Origin of the sequence: Salegentibacter sp. BDJ18, from assembly GCF_017579965.1 — a bacterium.
GTDB lineage: Bacteria > Bacteroidota > Bacteroidia > Flavobacteriales > Flavobacteriaceae > Salegentibacter.
The window spans coordinates 25,330-44,474 of sequence record NZ_JAFLQX010000017.1; the positions used below are offsets into that span (position 1 = coordinate 25,330).

Consider the following 19,145-nt stretch of genomic DNA (forward strand, 5'->3'; position numbering starts at 1 on the left):
ATTTGGCCTAATGGCGAAAAAAATTAATAAAATTGCAGTCTTAACTTCTGGGGGTGATGCACCCGGAATGAACGCCGCTATAAGGGCGGTTGTTAGATCCTGTTCATACTATAATCTGGAATGTGTGGGTGTTTACCGCGGGTTTCAGGGACTTATAGAAGCAGATTTTGAACCACTTAACGCAAGATCTGTTAGAAACATCATTAATAAAGGAGGTACATTTCTAAAATCTTCCCGATCTGAAGAATTTAAAACCAAAGAAGGAAGGGCAAAAGCTCATAAAAATCTTACCGATGCCGGTATAGATGCTTTGGTTGCTATTGGTGGAGATGGGACTTTTACCGGAGGCCTTTATTTTAGCAACGAGTTTAATTTTCCAATTGTGGGAATTCCCGCAACTATAGATAACGATATTAACGGTACCGATTATACACTTGGTTACGACACCGCTTTAAACACGGTAGTGGAAGCCATAGATAAAATTCGGGATACCGCGAGTTCTCATAACCGATTATTCTTAATTGAAGTTATGGGTCGGGATGCAGGTGATATTGCTTTAAATAGTGGTATTGGTGCAGGAGCCGAAGAAATATTATTGCCGGAAGAAGACCAGGGAATTCAACGAATGATGGATTCTTTGGAAAAAAGTAAAAAATCCGGAAAAACTTCCAGCATTATCGTGGTGGCTGAAGGTGAAAAGAGCGGAAAGAATATTTTTCAGTTAGCTGAATTTATTTCGCAAAGCCACGAAGAATATGACATTAAAGTCTCTGTATTGGGTCATATTCAAAGAGGAGGTTCTCCAAGTTGTTTTGATCGTGTTCTGGCCAGTAAGCTTGGTGTTGGTGCGGTTGAAGCATTAACCGATGGTAAAACCAATATCATGTTAGGCGTGCACCACCAAAAAGTGGTTCATGTGCCTTTGGAAACTGCTTTAAAAGAAGACAGGGAATTTGATCAGGAATTAAGAAGGGTGGCAAACATCACTTCAGTGTAAATTTTTAAAATTTAAATTATGAGTACAAAAATTGGAATTAATGGTTTTGGCCGAATAGGACGTATCGCGTTTAGAATTGCGGCTGAAAAAGATAATGTAGAAGTTGTAGCAATCAACGATTTACTTGATGTAGATCATTTAGCTTACTTGCTAAAATATGATTCTGTTCACGGTAGATTTAAAGGAGATGTTTCTGTTAAAGACGGAAATCTGGTTGTTAATGGAAATACCATTCGTATTACAGCAGAAAAAAATCCGGCAGACCTTAAATGGAACGATGTAGGTGTAGATGTTGTGATTGACTGTACAGGTATCTTTAAAGAAAAAGACTCTGCACAGGCGCATATTGATGCCGGTGCTAAGAAAGTAGTTATTTCTGCACCATCTAAAACCGCACCTATGTTTGTAATGGGTGTTAACCATAAGGATGTTAAGCCGGAAGATACAATTGTTTCTAACGCTTCCTGTACTACAAACTGTCTTGCTCCACTTGCAAAAGTAATAGACGATGAGTTTGGTCTTGTAGAAGGTTTAATGACAACAGTTCACGCAACTACAGCTACACAGTTAACTGTAGATGGGCCATCAGCAAAAGATTTTAGAGGTGGTAGAAGTGCTCTTATGAATATTATTCCATCTTCAACCGGTGCAGCAGTTGCTGTAGGGAAAGTAATTCCTAAACTAGACGGGAAACTTACCGGGATGGCTTTTAGAGTACCAACCGCAGATGTTTCTGTAGTAGACCTTACGGTTAAGACAGACAAGTCTGTGAGCTACGATGATGTAAAAGCTGCATTCAAAAAAGCTTCTGAAGGAGCTTACAAAGGAGTGATTTCTTATACTGACGATGCTGTGGTTTCTCAGGATTACGTATCAGACGCACACACTTGTAATTTTGATGCTGATGCAGGAATTGCACTTAACGATAATTTTTTCAAATTAATCGCATGGTATGATAACGAATATGGTTATTCTGCCAAACTTTTGGATTTAGCGGCACACGTTAATTCAATTTAATATTTTATTTTAGAGCCTGAAGAAAGCTACGCTTAGGTTATTTTTAATCTTTAGCCCTTTCCTCAGGCTTTTTAATTAAACCATATTCACACACACATGATATTAATAGCGGACGGTGGCTCTACAAAATGTGATTGGATTTTACTTAGTGCAACGGGAGAAGAATTACTTAGAACCCGCACCAAAGGATTAAATCCGGCAGTATTTCCCGAGGGAGTACTGGAACAACGTATTGAAGAAAATGCCGAATTAAAAGAAGTAAAAGATAAAGTAGAACGCGTGCATTTTTATGGCGCCGGTTGTGGTACCGAAACGCCTAAAAAATTATTGGAAGGAATTTTTACCAATTTCTTTACCAATGTAGAAGAAGTTATAATCCTGGAAGATATGGTAGCTGCGGTTTACGCCGCCACTACAGAGCCTGGAATTGTATGTATTCTTGGTACAGGTTCTAATAGTTGTTACTTTGACGGCAAGGATATTCACCAGGCCGTACACTCTCTTGGTTATATTCTTATGGATGAAGCCAGTGGAAATTACTTCGGAAAAAGACTAATTAGAGATTATTATTACAAAAGGATGCCTCCAGAACTTGCTGAAGAATTTGGTAAGTTATACAATATGGAGTCAGATGAGATTAAGAAAAACCTCTACCGCAGAGAGAACCCAAATACTTACCTCGCTTCTTTTGCGGAATTTATTTTTTCTAACGAGCGCAATGGTTATTTCTACAAATTAGTACACGAAGGAATTACAGATTTTATGCATTCCCGTGTTATGTGCTACAAACAAGCCCAAAATACACCTGTGCATTTTATTGGTACCATCGCTTACTTTAGTGAAGATATTATTCGTGCAGTAGCGCAACCTTATGGAATAGAAATTGGGAATATTGTACGAAGACCTATTGATGCGTTAATAGAATACTATAGAAAAGAAGTGCTTGCTCCTAATTAATTACAGTTTTTCATAAATTTTAGTACATTTAAGAAATTTACACTTAAATGCTTATAAAAGTTTATGGAAGTGCCGTCTTTGGGGTAGAGGCAACTACAATTACTATAGAGGTAAATGTAGCAACCGGTATTGGATATCATTTAGTTGGTCTTCCAGATAATGCTGTTAGGGAAAGCAGTTTTAGAATTGCAGCCGCGCTACAAAATAACGGCTATAAGTTTCCGGGTAAAAAGATTATTGTCAATATGGCGCCAGCCGATCTTAGAAAAGAAGGTTCGGCTTACGATCTTAGTTTAAGCCTTGGGATTCTGGCCGCTTCAGGCCAAATTAAAGCAGAAAATATTTCAGAATATATAATTATGGGTGAGCTTTCGTTAGACGGAAGCTTGCAACCCATAAAGGGCGCCTTACCCATTGCTATTAAAGCCAAAGAAGAAGGTTTTAAAGGATTTATACTTCCGAAGCAAAATGCCAAAGAAGCCGCCATTGTTAGCGGACTTGAAGTTTATGGCGTGGAAAATATCACAGAAGTAATCAACTTTTTTGATAAAGATGAAGCTTTAGAGCGAACCATAATTAATACCCGCGAAGAATTCTACAAAAACCTTGATCATCCCGAACACGATTTTGCCGATGTTAAAGGTCAGGAATCTATAAAACGCTGTATGGAAATTGCCGCAGCGGGCGGTCATAATATTATTTTAATTGGTCCGCCGGGAGCCGGTAAAACGATGCTGGCAAAACGCCTACCCAGTATTTTACCACCAATGACTTTACACGAAGCCCTGGAAACTACTAAAATTCATAGTGTGGTTGGTCGGGTAAAAGAACATGTAGGTTTAATGTCTCAAAGGCCATTTAGAAGTCCTCATCACACAATTTCAGACGTTGCACTTGTCGGCGGTGGGGCATATCCCCAACCTGGTGAGATCTCTCTTTCACATAATGGGGTTTTATTCCTGGATGAACTTCCAGAATTTAAACGCGGCGTTTTAGAAGTAATGCGTCAACCTTTAGAAGATCGGGAAGTAACGATTTCTAGAGCTAAATTTACGGTAACTTATCCTTCTAGCTTTATGCTGGTGGCGAGTATGAATCCCAGTCCAAGCGGATATTTTAACGATCCCGATGCGCCTGCAACTTCTTCGCCGGCAGAAATGCAACGCTATTTAAGTAAGATTAGCGGCCCTTTATTAGATAGGATAGACATACATATTGAAGTGACTCCCGTTCCATTTGAAAAATTAAGTGAAGAACGCCGTGGGGAAAGCAGCGTTGAAATTAGGAAAAGAGTGACTCAGGCACGCCAATTTCAAACCGAACGTTTTAAAGAATCTGATTCGGTGCACTATAATGCACAAATGAGTGTACGCCAAATTCGAAAGTTTTGTGCTTTAGATGATGCTTCAAAAGCGTTGCTAAAAACCGCAATGGAGCGTTTAAATCTTTCTGCTCGCGCTTACGATCGTATTCTTAAAGTTTCTAGAACTATAGCCGATTTAGAAAATTCAGAAAATATTAAAGGAAACCATATTAGCGAAGCTATTCAGTATAGAAGTCTGGATCGAGATGGCTGGCTTGGCTAAAATCTTCTTTTAAGTTAATTTTGATATTTTTGAAAAAAAGAAGCCATGAAATATGTCAACTTTTAAATTTATATTTACTCGCTATAAAAATTGATTAAAGTCCCGAAAATTGGTTTAGGGGTAATTTATTAGCTAAGACCAGACTACTATGAAAAAAAGTTTATTGTTGCTTATTGCCGTTTCAATATTCGCGTGTAAAGGGGAACCCGAAGTTAAAAAAGTTTCAGAAATGGAGCGAGATACTATTAAAGAAGAAAACTCTTTAACCAGCGATCTATTAGGTGAAAACCGTGTGGAATTTACCAGGGAGGAAGCCAATAGATTAGCCGAACTTCCGCTAAATTGTATTAATACCGAATATCCTAATAAACTAAATCAAACCCTGGAAAATCAAGAAGCTTTAGGAGAACCTTCTGAATTACACCCTGCATTTTACGGTTGTTTTGATTGGCATTCATCGGTTCACGCACACTGGTCCATGGTGAGTTTACTTAAGCAATTTCCAGATTTGGAGAAAGCTGAGACTATTAGAGAGAAATTAAAGGAATCTCTTTCTGAAGAAAATATTCAGGGCGAAGTGGCTTATTTTAACAGAGAACAAAGCGATTCTTTTGAGCGTACCTATGGATGGGCCTGGCTATTAAAACTTGCTGAAGAAATTGAAACCTGGAACGACCCTCTGGCCAAAGAATTAAAACAAAATTTAGATCCGCTTACAAATCTTATTGTGAATAAATACCTGGAGTTTCTTCCAAAACTGAATTACCCAATTAGAGTGGGGGAACACGCTAATACAGCTTTCGGACTTAGTTTTGCTTACGATTATGCCGTGGCTACAGAAAATACCGAATTTAAGCAATTGATCTCAAATAGGGCTAGAGATTTTTATTTGAAGGACGATAATTGCCCAATTACCTGGGAACCGGGCGGATTTGATTTTCTCTCACCTTGTTTGGAAGAAGTAAATATTATGCGCCGTGTTTTACCAAAAAATGCCTTTGAAATGTGGTTGGAAGATTTTCTTCCGCAGTTAAAATCTAAAGATTTTGAAATGGAAGTTGGAGAAGTTTCTGATAGAACCGATGGAAAGCTGGTACATCTTGACGGACTTAACTTTAGTCGTGCCTGGGTTTTCTACGGACTTATAAATCAATACCCAGAGAAATTCTCACATTTACAGGAAATTGCCGATAGACACGTGGCGTATTCTTTTCCTAATTTGGTAGGAGATAGTTACGAAGGCGGCCATTGGTTAGGTACATTTGCTATTTATGCTTTGCAGGAATCTAAAGATATGTAGTGCGAAATTTCTTGAAAAACCTTGGGCCGGGAATCCTGGTCTCGGCGGCATTTATTGGGCCGGGAACGGTTACGGTTTGTACGCTCGCCGGGGTTGAATTTGGTTACAGCCTGCTCTGGGCTTTAGTGCTTTCAATAGTTTCCTGTATAATTTTACAGGAAATGGCAGCCAGGCTGGGCGTGGTCTCACAAAAGGGTTTAAGTGATGTTATTCGGGAAGAGATTAAAAAACCGATCTTCAGGTTTTTAGCAATTATCCTTATTTTTTCAGCTATAGTTATTGGGAATGCTGCTTACGAAGCAGGTAATATTACCGGTGCTGTTCTTGGAGCTGAAGCTATCTTTGGAATTCAGAATCTGCAAATTGGCGATTTTAGGCTCAACTTATGGAGTATTTTTATTGGCGCAGTCGCGTTTATACTTTTATTCACCGGAAGCTACAAAACCCTCGAAAAGATCTTTATTGGCCTGGTTTTGCTAATGAGTATAAGTTTTGTGCTTACTGCTATTCTAACCAAACCTAATATTTTAGAAGTTTTAAGCGGACTTATGTTCACAAGTAATGCTGCCGGATTGCTTACGGTAATGGCTATTGTAGGTACTACCGTGGTTCCTTACAATTTGTTTCTGCACGCTTCTCTCGTTAGTGAAAAGTGGAAAGAAGCTTCTTATTTGCCAATTGCCAGGAAAGAACTCATAGTTTCTATAATCCTTGGTGGTACGGTTTCTATGGCAATTCTAATTAGTGCCGCTTCTTCCGGCTTAACTAATGTGAATTCTGCAGCTGATATGGCGGTAAGCCTTGAGCCGCTTTTCGGGAAATTTGCTACCTGGTTTATGTCCTTGGGGCTTTTAGCTGCCGGGATCACTTCTTCTATTACCGCTCCTTTAGCTGCCGCTTACGTGGTAAAAGGTTGCTTTGGTTGGAAAGGCGGGATGAAGTCAGCAAAATTTAAAATGGTCTGGGCCTCGGTTCTTATTTTGGGCGTTTTCTTCTCTTCCCTGCAAATTAATCCTATTGAGATTATACGCTTTGCTCAAATTGCCAATGGAATCCTATTGCCCGTAATTGCTATTTTCTTATTTTGGGTAGTCAATAAAGCCTCGGTTTTGGGTAAACACCGCAATTCTAAGCTTCAAAATGTATTGGGGATACTTGTTATTGCACTTTCTGTATTTTTAGGAATTAAAGCGATTCTAAGCGTTTTACAAGGTTTTTAATACATCTATTTTATATTCCTGCAAGGTTTCTAAAACCTTTTAGGTGTAAAGTTCCGGATGTTGTATAGAAATTTAATTAGTAGAAAGTTGCATAACTTAAAATAAAAAGATGAAAAAAATCCATATAAACTGCGATGTAGGTGAAGGCGGCGAATTTGATGCAGATCTAATGCCGCATATTTCTGCCTGCAATATTGCTTGCGGCGGTCACGCAGGAACTCTTGAAACCATGCAGCAAACGATTAAACTTGCCGTGGAGCATGGTGTAGAAATAGGGGCGCATCCTTCTTATCCCGACAAGGAAAATTTTGGAAGAAAAACTATGAAGATTTCTGCGGAAGAATTGCAGCGTTCTATTGTTGCGCAAATTTTAAGTTTAAAACAATTGGCCGAAGCAGAAGGGGTAAAACTCACCCATGTGAAACCTCATGGGGCACTTTATAATGAAGCTGCAAAAGACGAAAAAATAGCTCAAATTATCATAGATTCTTTACTGGAATTTGATCAAAATTTAGCGCTTTTTTGTTCGTTAAATTCTGTGATTTCTAAACTTGCGAAAGGGAAAATTCCAATCGTTTTTGAAGCTTTTGCCGACCGAAATTATAACCTAGATTACAGCCTGGTTTCGCGTTCAAAATCCAATGCTTTAATAAGCGAAAAAGAGGCTGTTTTTGAACATCTTTTTTCTATGTTTTCTGAAGGAAAAATCACCTGCGAAAACGGGACAAAAACTAGTTGCAGCGCCACTACTTTTTGCCTGCATAGTGACACGCCAAATTCAGTTGAAATTATAAACTTTTTACAGCAGAAATTTACTGAGCATAATATTAAAATTAAGAATGCAAAATGAATGATTTTCCTAAAATAACACCGATGGGAGAGCGGGGAATTCTAATAGAATTTGAGCCTGAGATTAGTGAAAAACTTCTCAGAAAGCTCCTTTTTTACAAAGATAAGCTAGAAGAATTTTATAATGAAGTAAATGTTGAGGTAATCAATACATATAACTCGTTATTAATTAGTTATATGTTTAGTATAGAAAACGTCTATAATGAGGTTTCAGCGATTAAGGAGCTGTTTGGAGAGGCTAAGATAGGAAAAATAAATAACCAGCAAATTTTTCATTTACCGGTTTGCTATGAGGAGGAATTCGGTTGGGATCTGGAATACATTTCCAAAGAAAAAAAACTCTCAAAAGAAGAAATTATCCAGCTACATACCAAACCATTTTATACGGTATTTTTTACAGGATTTTTACCCGGATTTTTATACCTGGGAGGCCTTGATAAAAAGCTTCAAATTTCGCGTAGAAATCAACCCCGAATGAAGATCGAAAAAGGGGCTGTGGGAATAGGTGAAAACCAGACCGGAATTTACCCGAAATCCAGTCCCGGCGGATGGCAGATTTTAGGCAATTGTCCGGTTCAATTTTTTGATAAAAATAACGATCCACCCTGTGAGATTTCGGCCGGGGATAAAGTGAAATTTTATTCGGTTTCCAAAGAAGAATTTAAAGAAATTTCGGAGCAAATTTCCGAAGGAACTTTTCAACTAAAAAAAGAAAATTATGAAGGCTGAAGTTGAAATTTTACATCCGGGATTATTTTCCACGATCCAGGATTTTGGTCGCCGCGGATTTCAAAAATATGGAGTTCCTTTAAGTGGAGTGATGGATAGGATTGCTCTAAAAACTGCCAACCTTATTTTGCAAAATCAGGCCGATGCCGCGGTGATGGAAATTACCCAAATGGGTCCAAAACTTAAATTTTCGGCAGCGACAAAAATTGCCATTAGCGGCGCACATCTTTCTCCAAAACTAAACAATACTGAAATTGACAATAATGAAGTGGTGAAAATTCACGAAGGTGATATTTTATCTTTTGGAAGGCCGGAATACGGAATGCGTTCCTATTTAGCAATCCTTGACGGATTTAAAACCGAAAAGGTTTTAGGGAGCCGTAGTTGGTACGACGATATTACGAGACACGAAAAGCTCGAGAAAGGGATGAAACTCCAATACGAAGCTTCTGAGGAGGAAAAATATGAGACTCACACTGCGATAAAGTTTGATGAGGAATATCTTAACTCGGAAGAAATAGAAGTTTTTCCCGGCCCGGAATTTGAAAAACTGCCTGAAACTTTAAAAAGTCATTTAAGACAGAGTAAGTTCAGTATTGATAAAAATAATAATAGAATGGCTATCCAGCTAAGTGAGCTCTTAGAGAACGAACTGCAGCCTATTATTACCGGCCCGGTGCTTCCCGGAACCGTTCAACTCACTCCCGGCGGAAAATTGATCGTTCTTATGCGTGATTGTCAAACCACGGGTGGTTATCCAAGGGTTTTGCAATTAAGTGAAAAAGGAATTAATATGATGGCGCAGAAAATGGCGGGAGATAAGATTAGGTTTAAAAGCCCCCCGACCCCCAAAGGGGGAGAAGCATTATCCTGAAAAAGTTGTATTATACTTTTCTTTATACTTACGTCATGCTGTCCCGATGCTTCGGGATTATTTCAGCATCTAACATGTTAGACCCTGAAACAAGTTCAGGGTGACGAGCTATTTGAAGGAGAAGATTATAGGATAAATAGAATTCCCCCATTGGAGGAAGGGTTTACCTAAGTTTTTAGATTCTGAAACAAGTTCAGAGTGACGGATGATTTAATTATCCTCAGGTAGATCCCGATGTGAAATCGGGATTAGTTCGCTCTAAGATATTCATTACGGCCAAAGGCCTTATGAATATCAAGGCTCACTAAAATAAAAAAGTGCCGCCCTGGTTACGAGAAGCCTGATTACCCTACCAATCAAACTCCTCACCGTTGACGACACTTTTTTGCCCCAAAACACTTTAGCTAACTAAAATGACTATGTCAAAAGTAGAAGATAAGTACGCTCGTCACAAGGGGAAAAATCCCCTTTCTAATAAGATCGCATTTTTAAAAGTCGTAGACGCATTAAAAATGCTGATCGAATTATCCCGACTTCAGTCGGGATCTTCAGAACGTCATGCTGAATTTATTTCAGCATCTAGGTTGAATTAACCCTTAAACACCAAATAGAGAACTCATCCAGAACAGATTGCCACGTCAGCCAACGCTTCCTCGCAATGACGAAACAAAATATTCGTGTATTCGTGGCGAAAAAACAATAAATCTCGAACAATAAACACCAGACTGCCAATACCAAACCCTTAGCCGGAATAACCAAAAACAGAAAACTCACAACTGAGAACCCACAACCGAAAAACAACTGAAAACCAAAGATTTGCCAAACAGAAAAATTCTTCTAAATTTACCTTAACAAAAAATTAAGTTTTAACCAACCAACTTAAAATGAAAAAACCAAAAAAATGCATTAGCATTGAAGAAGCGCGTAAGGAACAGGACGAATGGGTAAAAACCCGTGGAAAGGATATTAGGGAAGCCGAGGGTTATGAAGATACTCGCGAATTCTGGTATAGCCTGGACGAATTACAGGAATACCTGGATTATGTTAAGGAGAAATCTAAGGAGCAGGGAGTAGAGAAACCGGGAATTCGGTTTTATTTAGGAGCTTATCCTAAAACCAAGGAGAAAAAAAGTTATACTACCATGTTTCTGTCCCCCACCAAAGAAGCTAAGGGTGAAACGGAAACTGCACAGGAAGACTCTGACCCTAATAATTATGAAATTGAGCCATATAATACAATTGGCTCGGGCTGGCCTCCAATGGAATATTAATGCAAGATTTTAGATTCCTGGTATTTTTACTTGAGGGTATTGCGGCCATATGCTGCTTATATTTTTACCAGAAAAACCCAGCCGATAAAGCGGTTGGGTTTTTTTCGTATTTTCTGTTGCTAACATTCTTTGTTGAAAGTATAGGATTATTTCCGGCTGCAATCTACTGGAATGAAGAATTACATTTTCTAAAGCAAACTTTTTTGTACAGAACTTATTGGTTATATAATCCTTATTTGATTATAAGTTTTGTTGTTTATATACTCTTTTTTAAGTGGAATATTTCAAATAATAAAACCAGAAAATTTATTGATAAAGCTTTGCTCTTATATGTGATAATCTGTATTGCCAATTTAATATTTTCAGATGTATTTCTTCAGAGTAATTCCGTAGTTACTTATTTATTAGGTAGTTTTTTTCTGCTGGGAGTTATTTTCTATTATTATTTTGAAATTTTACTGAGTTCTAAAATTCTAAATATTAAAAGAGAAATCAGTTTCTATATTTCCTTTTCAGCACTTTTGTACTTCTTAACCACTACGCCTATTTTTATTTATTTTAAATATTTTAATGATAAAAGCCCGGAATTTGTAGAACTCAGTAGTTTGGTTATGATTGCAATGAATATATTTATGTACGGTTCCTATAGCATTGCCTTTTTATGGCTCTCGAACATGAATAAACCAACTTCTAAGAATATAAAGAATGCTTTCTAAAGAAGAAATTTTACTTATCATCTATTTTGTGGTAGTTATCCTACTGCTAACGGCTTTTGTGATCGTTTTTTTTGTGGTGTATCAAAGACGGAAAAATAAAATGCTGCAAGAGCAATTTGAAGCTAAACAGCGGTTTGAACGGGAAATTTCCCAGTCGCGTTTAGAAATGCAGGAACAAACCTTAAAAAATGTAGGATGGGAATTGCACGATAATATTGGTCAGTTACTTTCTGTTGCTAATATGCAGTTGAATATCTTTTCCAGAAACCTACCTGAAGCCGAGAAAGCTTCAGCTTTAGAAATTAAAGAAACCGTGGCAAATTCGCTTCAGGAAGTGCGTTCGCTCTCAAAGTCCTTAAACAACCAGGTAATTGGTTACGCCGGTTTGGTGGTTTCTGTAGAAAATGAACTGGCAAGGTTTCAGCGTATGGGCGTTATTGAAACCGAAATGAAAGTAACCGGAGAAAAACAGGAAATTTCGCAGCAACACAGTATAATTTTATTCAGGATACTTCAGGAATTCTTTTCTAACGTTATCAAGCACGCAAAGGCTTCAGCATTAAGTGTTCATATTAGTTTTACTTCCGAAGAAATAATTATTACCGCAAAAGATAACGGGCAGGGATTTGATATGGAGGCGGTAAAGAAGAATTCCGGATTATTCAATATGGAAAGCAGGGCAGCGCTGATACAGGCAAAGTTTGAACTGGAAACTTCTATAGGCGGTGGAACTTCCTTATCTTTACGGTATTCTTTAATGGGGCAACAAGATGAATAATACCGTAGCAATTGTAGACGATCATACTTTATTTTCACAATCTTTAAAAAACCTGGTGAATTCTTTTGAGAATTACGAGGTTAATGGCGTGCATAAAAACGGGCAGGAACTGGTGAATCAATTTAAAGCCAACCAACCTAAACCCGATTTGGTATTGTTGGATATTAGAATGCCAATAATGGATGGCCCTGAAACGATGGCCTGGCTCAAAGAGAATTATCCCGACCAAAAAGTTTTGGCGCTTACTATGGAAGACGATGAGGAAACCGTGACTTTTATGGTGAAGTTGGGTTGTCGCGGATATTTATTAAAAGATATAGATCCCGATGAGTTTAAGTTTGCCATGGATGAGGTGATAAAGGAAGGCTTTTTCTATAGCGATGCGGTTTCTGAAGCCATTAAAAATAAGGATAAAGAAAATAAACTTGTAAACCTTACTAAACGCGAACTGGAATTTCTTAGCCTGGCCTGTTCTGAAATGACCTATAAAGAAGTGGCAAACGAAATGAATCTTAGCCCGAAGACTATAGACGGATATCGTGAAAGTCTGTTTCAGAAACTAAATGTAAGAAGCCGTACCGGCTTGGTGCTATACGCCATTAAGCACAGGATTTTGTTATTGTAAGGCCCCCCAGCCCCCAAAGGGGGAGTTACGAAAATTTTAAACAGAACTAAGATTTTTTGAATCTATTTTTAATAAGTCTGATCTTACCATAGAACGTCATGCTGAACTTGTTTCAGCATCTAGGTTGAAAAGTAGTTAAGCTCTACTTAGACCCTGAAACAATCCCGAAGCGTCGGGACAGGGTGACGTCAAACTGATTGTAAAAGGTAATTAGTCACAAAACTATTCGTGAATTAAAGCCAAATCCCTTTCCTATTTTTAATAGATAACTTTCTGCTGTATCTTCGCAATCACAAAAAAATAATGTCGTGAACGAAACTCCCAAAATTGAACTTCGAAATTTAAAGCTTAAAGATTATCAGGAACTAAAAGTTTCTATGATAAAGAGCTACCAGAAAATGCCAGAGGAATACTGGAGTAAAGATGAAATTAGGAACCTGGTGAATAAATTTCCTGAAGGGCAGTTTTGTATAATTATAGATAATAAAATAGCCGGTTGCGCACTTTCTATCATCATCGATTCTAAAAAGTTTGATGAAGATCATACTTACGATGAAATAATTGGTGGTGAAAACTTTTCTACCCACACTAAGAATGGTGATATTTTATACGGAATAGATGTTTTTATTCATCCAGATTACCGCGGAATGCGCCTGGGAAGACGTTTATACGAAGCCCGAAAAGAGGTTTGTGAGCAGCTTAATCTAAAATCTATTGTGTTTGGTGGGCGAATTCCTAATTACGCGACATATTCTAAAGAACTCACCCCTAAAAAATATATTGAAAAAGTAAAATTGCAGGAAATTCATGATCCCGTGTTGTCTTTTCAGCTTTCCAACGATTTTCACGTAAAGAAAGTGATTAAAGGTTATTTGCCCGGCGATGCCGAAAGTAAAGAATACGCGGTTTTGATGGAGTGGAATAATATTTACTACACCAAAACCACCAAATTGATAGATACGCCCAAAACCGTGGTTCGGCTTGGGTTGGTACAATGGCAAATGCGACTTTTTAAAGATTATGATGCGCTGGTTTCACAAATTGAATTCTTTGTAGATGCGGTAAGTGATTACCAGAGTGATTTTATCCTTTTTCCTGAATTGTTCAATGCGCCACTTATGGCCGAATTCAATGAGCTTACGGAACCTGAAGCTATCCGCGGACTTTCTACCTATACCGAACGTTTGCTGGAAACCTTCCAGGAATTTGCGGTAAATTACAACATAAATATCATCACCGGAAGTATGCCTATGGTGATTGGTGAACACATGTATAATGTTGGTTTCTTATGCCGCCGTGACGGAAGTTATGAGCGTTATGAAAAATTACATATCACGCCGGCTGAAGAATCGGCCTGGGGAATGAAGGGCGGTAGTAAATTGCAAACCTTTGATACCGACTGTGGAAAAATTGGTGTATTAATTTGTTATGATATTGAATTCCCTGAGGTAGGCCGAATTTTAGCCGAAGAAGGAATGAATATTCTTTTTGTTCCGTTTATGACCGATACCCAAAATGGATATTCCCGCGTAAAAATATGCGCACAGGCCAGGGCGGTAGAAAATGAATGTTATGTTGCCATTGCAGGATCTGTAGGGAATTTACCTAAAGTAAATAATATGGATATCCAGTATGCTCAAAGCGCGGTATTAACGCCATCTGATTTCGCATTTCCCGTAAATGGAATTAAAGCCGAAGCCACCCCAAATACCGAAAGTACCTTATTGGTTGATGTAGACCTGGATCTGCTAAAAGAACTTCACGCCTTTGGAAGTGTAAGAAATATGAAAGACAGAAGGAAGGATTTATATTCTTTGAAGAAGAAAAAGTAGTTCTCGGCTATCAGTTATCAGTTTCTCAGTTTTCCGTAGGAAGTATTTGGAACTTGCATTGATTTGTTTACCGTCAATGCGAAGCCCCAGGCGGTGACAATCTTTTCTAAAATGTGAATTATTTCGAGAATCTGGTATAATTATCAAATTATTAGAAATTCAGCTTAAAACATTTAAAACACAAAAAATCCTTCAATAAATTAAGAATTTTTCAAAAGCCCGAAATTCTTCGAATTTCGGGCTTTTTCTTACTGTAATTTTTCTTCTGGAAAATACCTTTTCAGCTATCGTAATTAAAACACGGTTAAAACACTGTCAAACAGTTGTTTAAGTTAATTGTTTTTATTCCGAAAGTAGTGCTTTCTATACTGCAAATTACCTGTTGAATTCTTATCGGCTTACTTTTAATCTTTAAATCACACGAAGAAGAATAAGTAATGCACAATAAATTCAGTAAAGTTTTAACACAAAGCGATTCGCAACCGGCATCACAGGCAATGTTGCACGCTATAGGTCTAACCAAAGAAGATTTTAAAAAACCATTTGTGGGTATTGCCAGTACCGGTTACGAAGGCAATCCGTGTAATATGCACCTTAACGATTTGGCAAAATTGGTTAAGAAAGGCGCAAATGAAAATGAACTTGTAGGTTTAATTTTTAATACCATTGGCGTAAGCGACGGGATTTCTATGGGAACCCCGGGAATGCGTTATTCGCTGCCATCCCGTGATATTATTGCCGATTCTATGGAAACGGTAATTCACGCGATGTCTTATGATGCGTTAATCACCGTAGTAGGATGCGATAAAAATATGCCCGGTGCGCTTATGGCAATGCTGCGAATTAACCGTCCTGCGATTTTAGTGTATGGTGGTACAATTGCTTCCGGATGTCATAACGGTAAAAAACTGGACGTGGTTTCTGCTTTTGAAGCCTGGGGCGCAAAAACAGCCGGGGATATAGATAAAGAGGAATACGATAGTATTATTGAAAAAGCCTGCCCTGGTGCAGGTGCCTGCGGCGGAATGTACACCGCAAATACCATGGCTTCTGCAATTGAAGCTTTGGGAATGGCCCTGCCTTATAATTCCTCAAACCCTGCGGTAGGCGAAGAAAAGAAAACCGAAAGTGAGGAAGCCGGAAGAGCGGTGCGCTTGCTTATTGAAAAAGATATAAAGCCTCGTGATATTGTGAATCGTAAATCACTGGAAAATGCGATTCGTTTACTTACCGTTCTAGGTGGATCTACCAATGCGGTATTACACTTTTTGGCTATTGCGAAATCGGCCGAAGTTGATTTTAGCTTAACAGATTTTGAAAAAATATGTGATAGCACTCCGTTTTTAGCCGATCTAAAGCCAAGCGGAAAATATGCGATGGAAGATGTGCATAGAATTGGCGGAATTCCTGCTGTTCTAAAATATATGTTGAAAAACGATATGCTTCACGGTGATTGTTTGACGGTAACTGGAAAAACTCTTGCCGAAAACCTTGCCGATGTTCCCGATATGGAAGAAGGTCAGGATGTATTTAGACCTTTGGATAACCCGATCAAGAAAACCGGGCATATCAGGATTCTCTACGGAAATCTTGCTGAAGGCGGTTCGGTAGCCAAAATTACCGGAAAGGAAGGTTTGCAATTTACCGGTACTGCAAAAGTATTTAATAGTGAATATGATGCTAATGATGGGATTTCAGAAGGAAAAGTGAAAAAGGGAGATGTCGTCGTCATTCGGTATGAAGGGCCAAAAGGCGGTCCCGGGATGCCGGAAATGCTAAAGCCTACTTCAGCAATAATGGGAGCAAAACTCGGTAAAGACGTGGCTTTAATTACTGATGGAAGATTTTCTGGAGGAACTCACGGTTTTGTCGTTGGGCATATTACCCCAGAAGCCCAGGAAGGTGGTTTGCTGGCATTTCTAAAAGATGGAGACCAGATTACCATAAACGCTGAAACCAATAAAATTGAAGTTGCGCTTTCAGCAGAAGAAATAGAGAAGAGAAAAGAAAACTGGAAAGCCCCCGCTTTAAAATTTAATAAGGGTGTGCTTTACAAATATGCAAGAACGGTTTCTTCGGCCTCGCAAGGTTGTGTTACCGACGAATTTTAATAAGGTGAATTATGGAAGTTAAAACAGCTAGTTTCGAAAAAACGGCTTCCCCAAAAGCAACCACGGTTTCAGGAGCTGAGGCGGTGATAAAATGTTTGCTTGAGGAAGGGGTGGATACGCTTTACGGCTATCCCGGCGGAGCAATTATGCCCGTTTATGATGAATTGTATAAATACCAAACCCAAATTCACCACGTCCTCACGCGCCACGAACAAGGCGCAACACACGCGGCACAGGGTTATGCAAGAGTAAGTGGAAAAGTAGGAGTAGCGATGGCAACATCGGGTCCCGGAGCCACGAATTTGGTAACAGGAATTGCCGATGCACAAATAGATTCTACGCCAATGGTGTGTATCACCGGGCAGGTAGGTTCTCATTTACTGGGAAGTGATGCTTTTCAGGAAACCGATATTATTGGAATTTCTACGCCTATTACCAAGTGGAATTATCAAATCACAAAAGCAGAAGAAATTCCGGAAATTCTGGCAAAAGCATTTTTTATTGCCCGCTCTGGAAGACCGGGGCCTGTATTGATTGATATTACCAAAGATGCGCAGTTTGCTACCCTTGATTTTTCGTATAAAAAATGTTCAGGGATTAGAAGTTATAAACCTAAACCTGAGATCAATTTATTAGAAGTTGAGAAAGCGGCTGAAGCAATGAATAATGCTAAAAAGCCGATGATTGTTTTTGGCCAGGGTGTGATCTTAGGTGGTGCTGAAGAACTGTTCAAAAAAGTAGTAGAGAAATCGGGTATTCCGGCGGCGTGGACTATTTTAGGACTTTCGGCTATGCCAACCGATCATCCCTTAAATGTAGGAATGGTTGGAATGCATGGAAATTATGGTCCAAATGTGCTAACCAATGAATGCGATGTGTTAATTGCCATTGGGATGCGTTTTGATGATCGGGTAACCGGAAATTTGGAGAAATATGCCAAACAAGCTAAAGTGATCCATTTTGAAATAGATCCGGCTGAAATTAATAAAAACGTACACGCTGATATTCCGGTTTTAGGGAATGTAAATGAAACGCTTAAAGTTTTATTAGAACTTTTAAAACCGAATAAGCACGAAGCCTGGCATCAAAAATTCAAGGAGCATTATAAAATTGAATTTGATAAAATCATTAAAAATGATCTAAATGCCGAACGGGGAAAAATTGGAATGGCCGAGGTTATTGATGAGATTAATAAATGCTCTCAAGGAAACGCGGTAATTGTTTCAGATGTTGGCCAACATCAAATGGTGGCCTGTCGCTATTCAAAATTCAACCAAACCCGAAGTAATGTAACTTCCGGCGGACTTGGAACAATGGGTTTTGCGCTTCCGGCGGCAATTGGCGCTAAAATGGGAGCACCAGAGCGCGATGTGGTTGCAGTAATTGGAGATGGTGGTTATCAAATGACTATCCAGGAATTAGGAACTATTTTTCAAACAAAAGTTCCTGTAAAAATTGTGGTTTTAAATAACGATTTTCTTGGAATGGTGCGGCAGTGGCAGCAATTGTTTTTTGAGAAACGATATGCTTCCACAGAAATGATTAACCCCGATTTTATAACAATTGCCAAAGGTTATCATATTAAGGCGAAACAGGTTAGTAAAAGAGAAAATTTAAAAGAAGCGGTTACGGAAATGATGCAATCTAACGAGGCTTATTTCTTAGAGGTAAAAGTTGAACAGGAAGAAAATGTTTTCCCTATGGTTCCTACCGGGGCTTCAGTTTCTGATATAAGATTAGAATAATGGAAAAGAAAAATTTTACGGTTTCGGTTTATACCGAAAACAACATAGGTTTGTTGAGCCGAATTGCTGCTATTTTTCAGAAAAGGCATATCAATATAGAGAGTATTACAGCCTCCAGAAGTGAGGTGAACGGAGTGATGCGCTTTATAATCGTGGTGCAGGTTACCGAAGATCAGGTTAAGAAAATAGTTGGTCAAATAGAAAAGCAAATTGAGGTTATTAAAGCTTTTTATCATACCGATGAGGAAATGATCTACCAGGAAACTGCGCTTTACAAAATAAATTCAGCCGAGTTTGTAGATGATCTTAATATCCAGGATTTTATAAAGGAATCTAATGCAAGGATAGTGACGGTTACGCCAAAGTTTTTTGTTATTGAAAAAACCGGAAAACGCCACGAAACCGATAGCCTTTACGAGAAATTAAAACCTTATGGATTGATGCAGTTTGTACGTTCGGGCACTATTGCCGTAACCAAGAACGAAATGCCAATCTCGAACATTTTAGAACAATTTGATACAACCAATTAAATAAAAGT

General features: G+C 38.5%; 17 protein-coding genes. All 17 read left to right on the forward strand.

Annotation, left to right across the window (positions count from 1 at the left end; translation table 11 throughout):
• Positions 1-10: 10 nt before the first annotated feature.
• The 17 genes from pfkA to ilvN all read left to right on the forward strand — a co-directional run bounded on the left by pfkA (position 11) and on the right by ilvN (position 19,137).
• Positions 11-997: a 6-phosphofructokinase gene (pfkA, locus tag J0871_RS09740; protein WP_075326385.1), complete on the forward strand. Its 987-nt coding sequence runs from the start codon at positions 11-13 to the stop codon at positions 995-997.
• 18 nt (positions 998-1,015) lie between these two features.
• On the forward strand, positions 1,016-2,014 hold the full coding sequence (gene gap / locus J0871_RS09745; protein WP_208225049.1) for a type I glyceraldehyde-3-phosphate dehydrogenase: 999 nt from the start codon (positions 1,016-1,018) through the stop codon (positions 2,012-2,014).
• Positions 2,015-2,110: 96 nt separating this feature from the next.
• Positions 2,111-2,971 (forward strand): N-acetylglucosamine kinase, encoded by an 861-nt coding sequence (locus tag J0871_RS09750; protein WP_075326388.1) that lies wholly within the window; start codon positions 2,111-2,113, stop codon positions 2,969-2,971.
• 47 nt (positions 2,972-3,018) lie between these two features.
• Positions 3,019-4,557, forward strand: a complete 1,539-nt coding sequence (locus tag J0871_RS09755; protein ID WP_208225050.1) for a YifB family Mg chelatase-like AAA ATPase — start codon at positions 3,019-3,021, stop codon at positions 4,555-4,557.
• A gap of 148 nt (positions 4,558-4,705) precedes the next feature.
• Complete coding sequence (locus J0871_RS09760) at positions 4,706-5,857, forward strand: DUF2891 domain-containing protein (RefSeq protein WP_208225051.1); 1,152 nt, start codon at positions 4,706-4,708, stop codon at positions 5,855-5,857.
• On the forward strand, positions 5,857-7,077 hold the full coding sequence (locus J0871_RS09765) for an Nramp family divalent metal transporter (RefSeq protein ID WP_208225052.1): 1,221 nt from the start codon (positions 5,857-5,859) through the stop codon (positions 7,075-7,077). Before J0871_RS09760 ends, J0871_RS09765 begins: the two co-directional genes overlap by 1 nt.
• A gap of 109 nt (positions 7,078-7,186) precedes the next feature.
• Positions 7,187-7,927, forward strand: a complete 741-nt coding sequence (gene pxpA / locus J0871_RS09770) for a 5-oxoprolinase subunit PxpA (RefSeq protein ID WP_208225053.1) — start codon at positions 7,187-7,189, stop codon at positions 7,925-7,927.
• A gap of 23 nt (positions 7,928-7,950) precedes the next feature.
• Positions 7,951-8,655, forward strand: a complete 705-nt coding sequence (gene pxpB / locus J0871_RS09775) for a 5-oxoprolinase subunit PxpB (protein WP_243870452.1) — start codon at positions 7,951-7,953, stop codon at positions 8,653-8,655.
• Positions 8,645-9,529 carry a biotin-dependent carboxyltransferase family protein gene (locus J0871_RS09780; RefSeq protein ID WP_208225055.1) on the forward strand — a complete coding sequence of 295 codons (885 nt, stop codon included), beginning with the start codon at positions 8,645-8,647 and terminating at the stop codon, positions 9,527-9,529. The genes pxpB and J0871_RS09780 overlap by 11 nt, the downstream gene beginning before the upstream one ends.
• Positions 9,530-10,413: 884 nt before the next feature.
• Positions 10,414-10,800 carry a hypothetical protein gene (locus tag J0871_RS09785; protein WP_208225056.1) on the forward strand — a complete coding sequence of 129 codons (387 nt, stop codon included), beginning with the start codon at positions 10,414-10,416 and terminating at the stop codon, positions 10,798-10,800.
• Entirely contained in the window at positions 10,800-11,516 is a 717-nt protein-coding gene (locus tag J0871_RS09790; protein ID WP_208225057.1) for a hypothetical protein, read from the forward strand. The genes J0871_RS09785 and J0871_RS09790 overlap by 1 nt, the downstream gene beginning before the upstream one ends.
• On the forward strand, positions 11,506-12,294 hold the full coding sequence (locus J0871_RS09795; protein WP_208225058.1) for a histidine kinase: 789 nt from the start codon (positions 11,506-11,508) through the stop codon (positions 12,292-12,294). Before J0871_RS09790 ends, J0871_RS09795 begins: the two co-directional genes overlap by 11 nt.
• Positions 12,287-12,919 (forward strand): response regulator transcription factor, encoded by a 633-nt coding sequence (locus J0871_RS09800; RefSeq protein ID WP_208225059.1) that lies wholly within the window; start codon positions 12,287-12,289, stop codon positions 12,917-12,919. The genes J0871_RS09795 and J0871_RS09800 overlap by 8 nt, the downstream gene beginning before the upstream one ends.
• A gap of 308 nt (positions 12,920-13,227) precedes the next feature.
• Positions 13,228-14,751 carry a bifunctional GNAT family N-acetyltransferase/carbon-nitrogen hydrolase family protein gene (locus J0871_RS09805; RefSeq protein WP_037320845.1) on the forward strand — a complete coding sequence of 508 codons (1,524 nt, stop codon included), beginning with the start codon at positions 13,228-13,230 and terminating at the stop codon, positions 14,749-14,751.
• Positions 14,752-15,188: 437 nt separating this feature from the next.
• Positions 15,189-16,862: a dihydroxy-acid dehydratase gene (gene ilvD, locus J0871_RS09810; RefSeq protein ID WP_208225060.1), complete on the forward strand. Its 1,674-nt coding sequence runs from the start codon at positions 15,189-15,191 to the stop codon at positions 16,860-16,862.
• Between the two features lie 11 nt (positions 16,863-16,873).
• Complete coding sequence (ilvB, locus tag J0871_RS09815) at positions 16,874-18,607, forward strand: biosynthetic-type acetolactate synthase large subunit (protein WP_208225061.1); 1,734 nt, start codon at positions 16,874-16,876, stop codon at positions 18,605-18,607.
• On the forward strand, positions 18,607-19,137 hold the full coding sequence (gene ilvN, locus J0871_RS09820) for an acetolactate synthase small subunit (protein ID WP_075326411.1): 531 nt from the start codon (positions 18,607-18,609) through the stop codon (positions 19,135-19,137). The genes ilvB and ilvN overlap by 1 nt, the downstream gene beginning before the upstream one ends.
• Positions 19,138-19,145 lie beyond the last annotated feature (8 nt).

Coding starts and splice junctions, on each gene's coding strand:
- ilvN (WP_075326411.1), top strand. CDS start 18,607: ATGGAAAAGAAAAATTTTACGGTTTCGGTTTATACCGAAAACAACATA.
- pfkA (WP_075326385.1), top strand. CDS start 11: ATGGCGAAAAAAATTAATAAAATTGCAGTCTTAACTTCTGGGGGTGAT.
- pxpB (WP_243870452.1), top strand. CDS start 7,951: ATGGGAGAGCGGGGAATTCTAATAGAATTTGAGCCTGAGATTAGTGAA.
- J0871_RS09760 (WP_208225051.1), top strand. CDS start 4,706: ATGAAAAAAAGTTTATTGTTGCTTATTGCCGTTTCAATATTCGCGTGT.
- J0871_RS09795 (WP_208225058.1), top strand. CDS start 11,506: ATGCTTTCTAAAGAAGAAATTTTACTTATCATCTATTTTGTGGTAGTT.
- J0871_RS09750 (WP_075326388.1), top strand. CDS start 2,111: ATGATATTAATAGCGGACGGTGGCTCTACAAAATGTGATTGGATTTTA.
- J0871_RS09780 (WP_208225055.1), top strand. CDS start 8,645: ATGAAGGCTGAAGTTGAAATTTTACATCCGGGATTATTTTCCACGATC.
- ilvD (WP_208225060.1), top strand. CDS start 15,189: ATGCACAATAAATTCAGTAAAGTTTTAACACAAAGCGATTCGCAACCG.
- J0871_RS09790 (WP_208225057.1), top strand. CDS start 10,800: ATGCAAGATTTTAGATTCCTGGTATTTTTACTTGAGGGTATTGCGGCC.
- J0871_RS09800 (WP_208225059.1), top strand. CDS start 12,287: ATGAATAATACCGTAGCAATTGTAGACGATCATACTTTATTTTCACAA.
- ilvB (WP_208225061.1), top strand. CDS start 16,874: ATGGAAGTTAAAACAGCTAGTTTCGAAAAAACGGCTTCCCCAAAAGCA.
- gap (WP_208225049.1), top strand. CDS start 1,016: ATGAGTACAAAAATTGGAATTAATGGTTTTGGCCGAATAGGACGTATC.
- J0871_RS09785 (WP_208225056.1), top strand. CDS start 10,414: ATGAAAAAACCAAAAAAATGCATTAGCATTGAAGAAGCGCGTAAGGAA.
- J0871_RS09755 (WP_208225050.1), top strand. CDS start 3,019: ATGCTTATAAAAGTTTATGGAAGTGCCGTCTTTGGGGTAGAGGCAACT.
- pxpA (WP_208225053.1), top strand. CDS start 7,187: ATGAAAAAAATCCATATAAACTGCGATGTAGGTGAAGGCGGCGAATTT.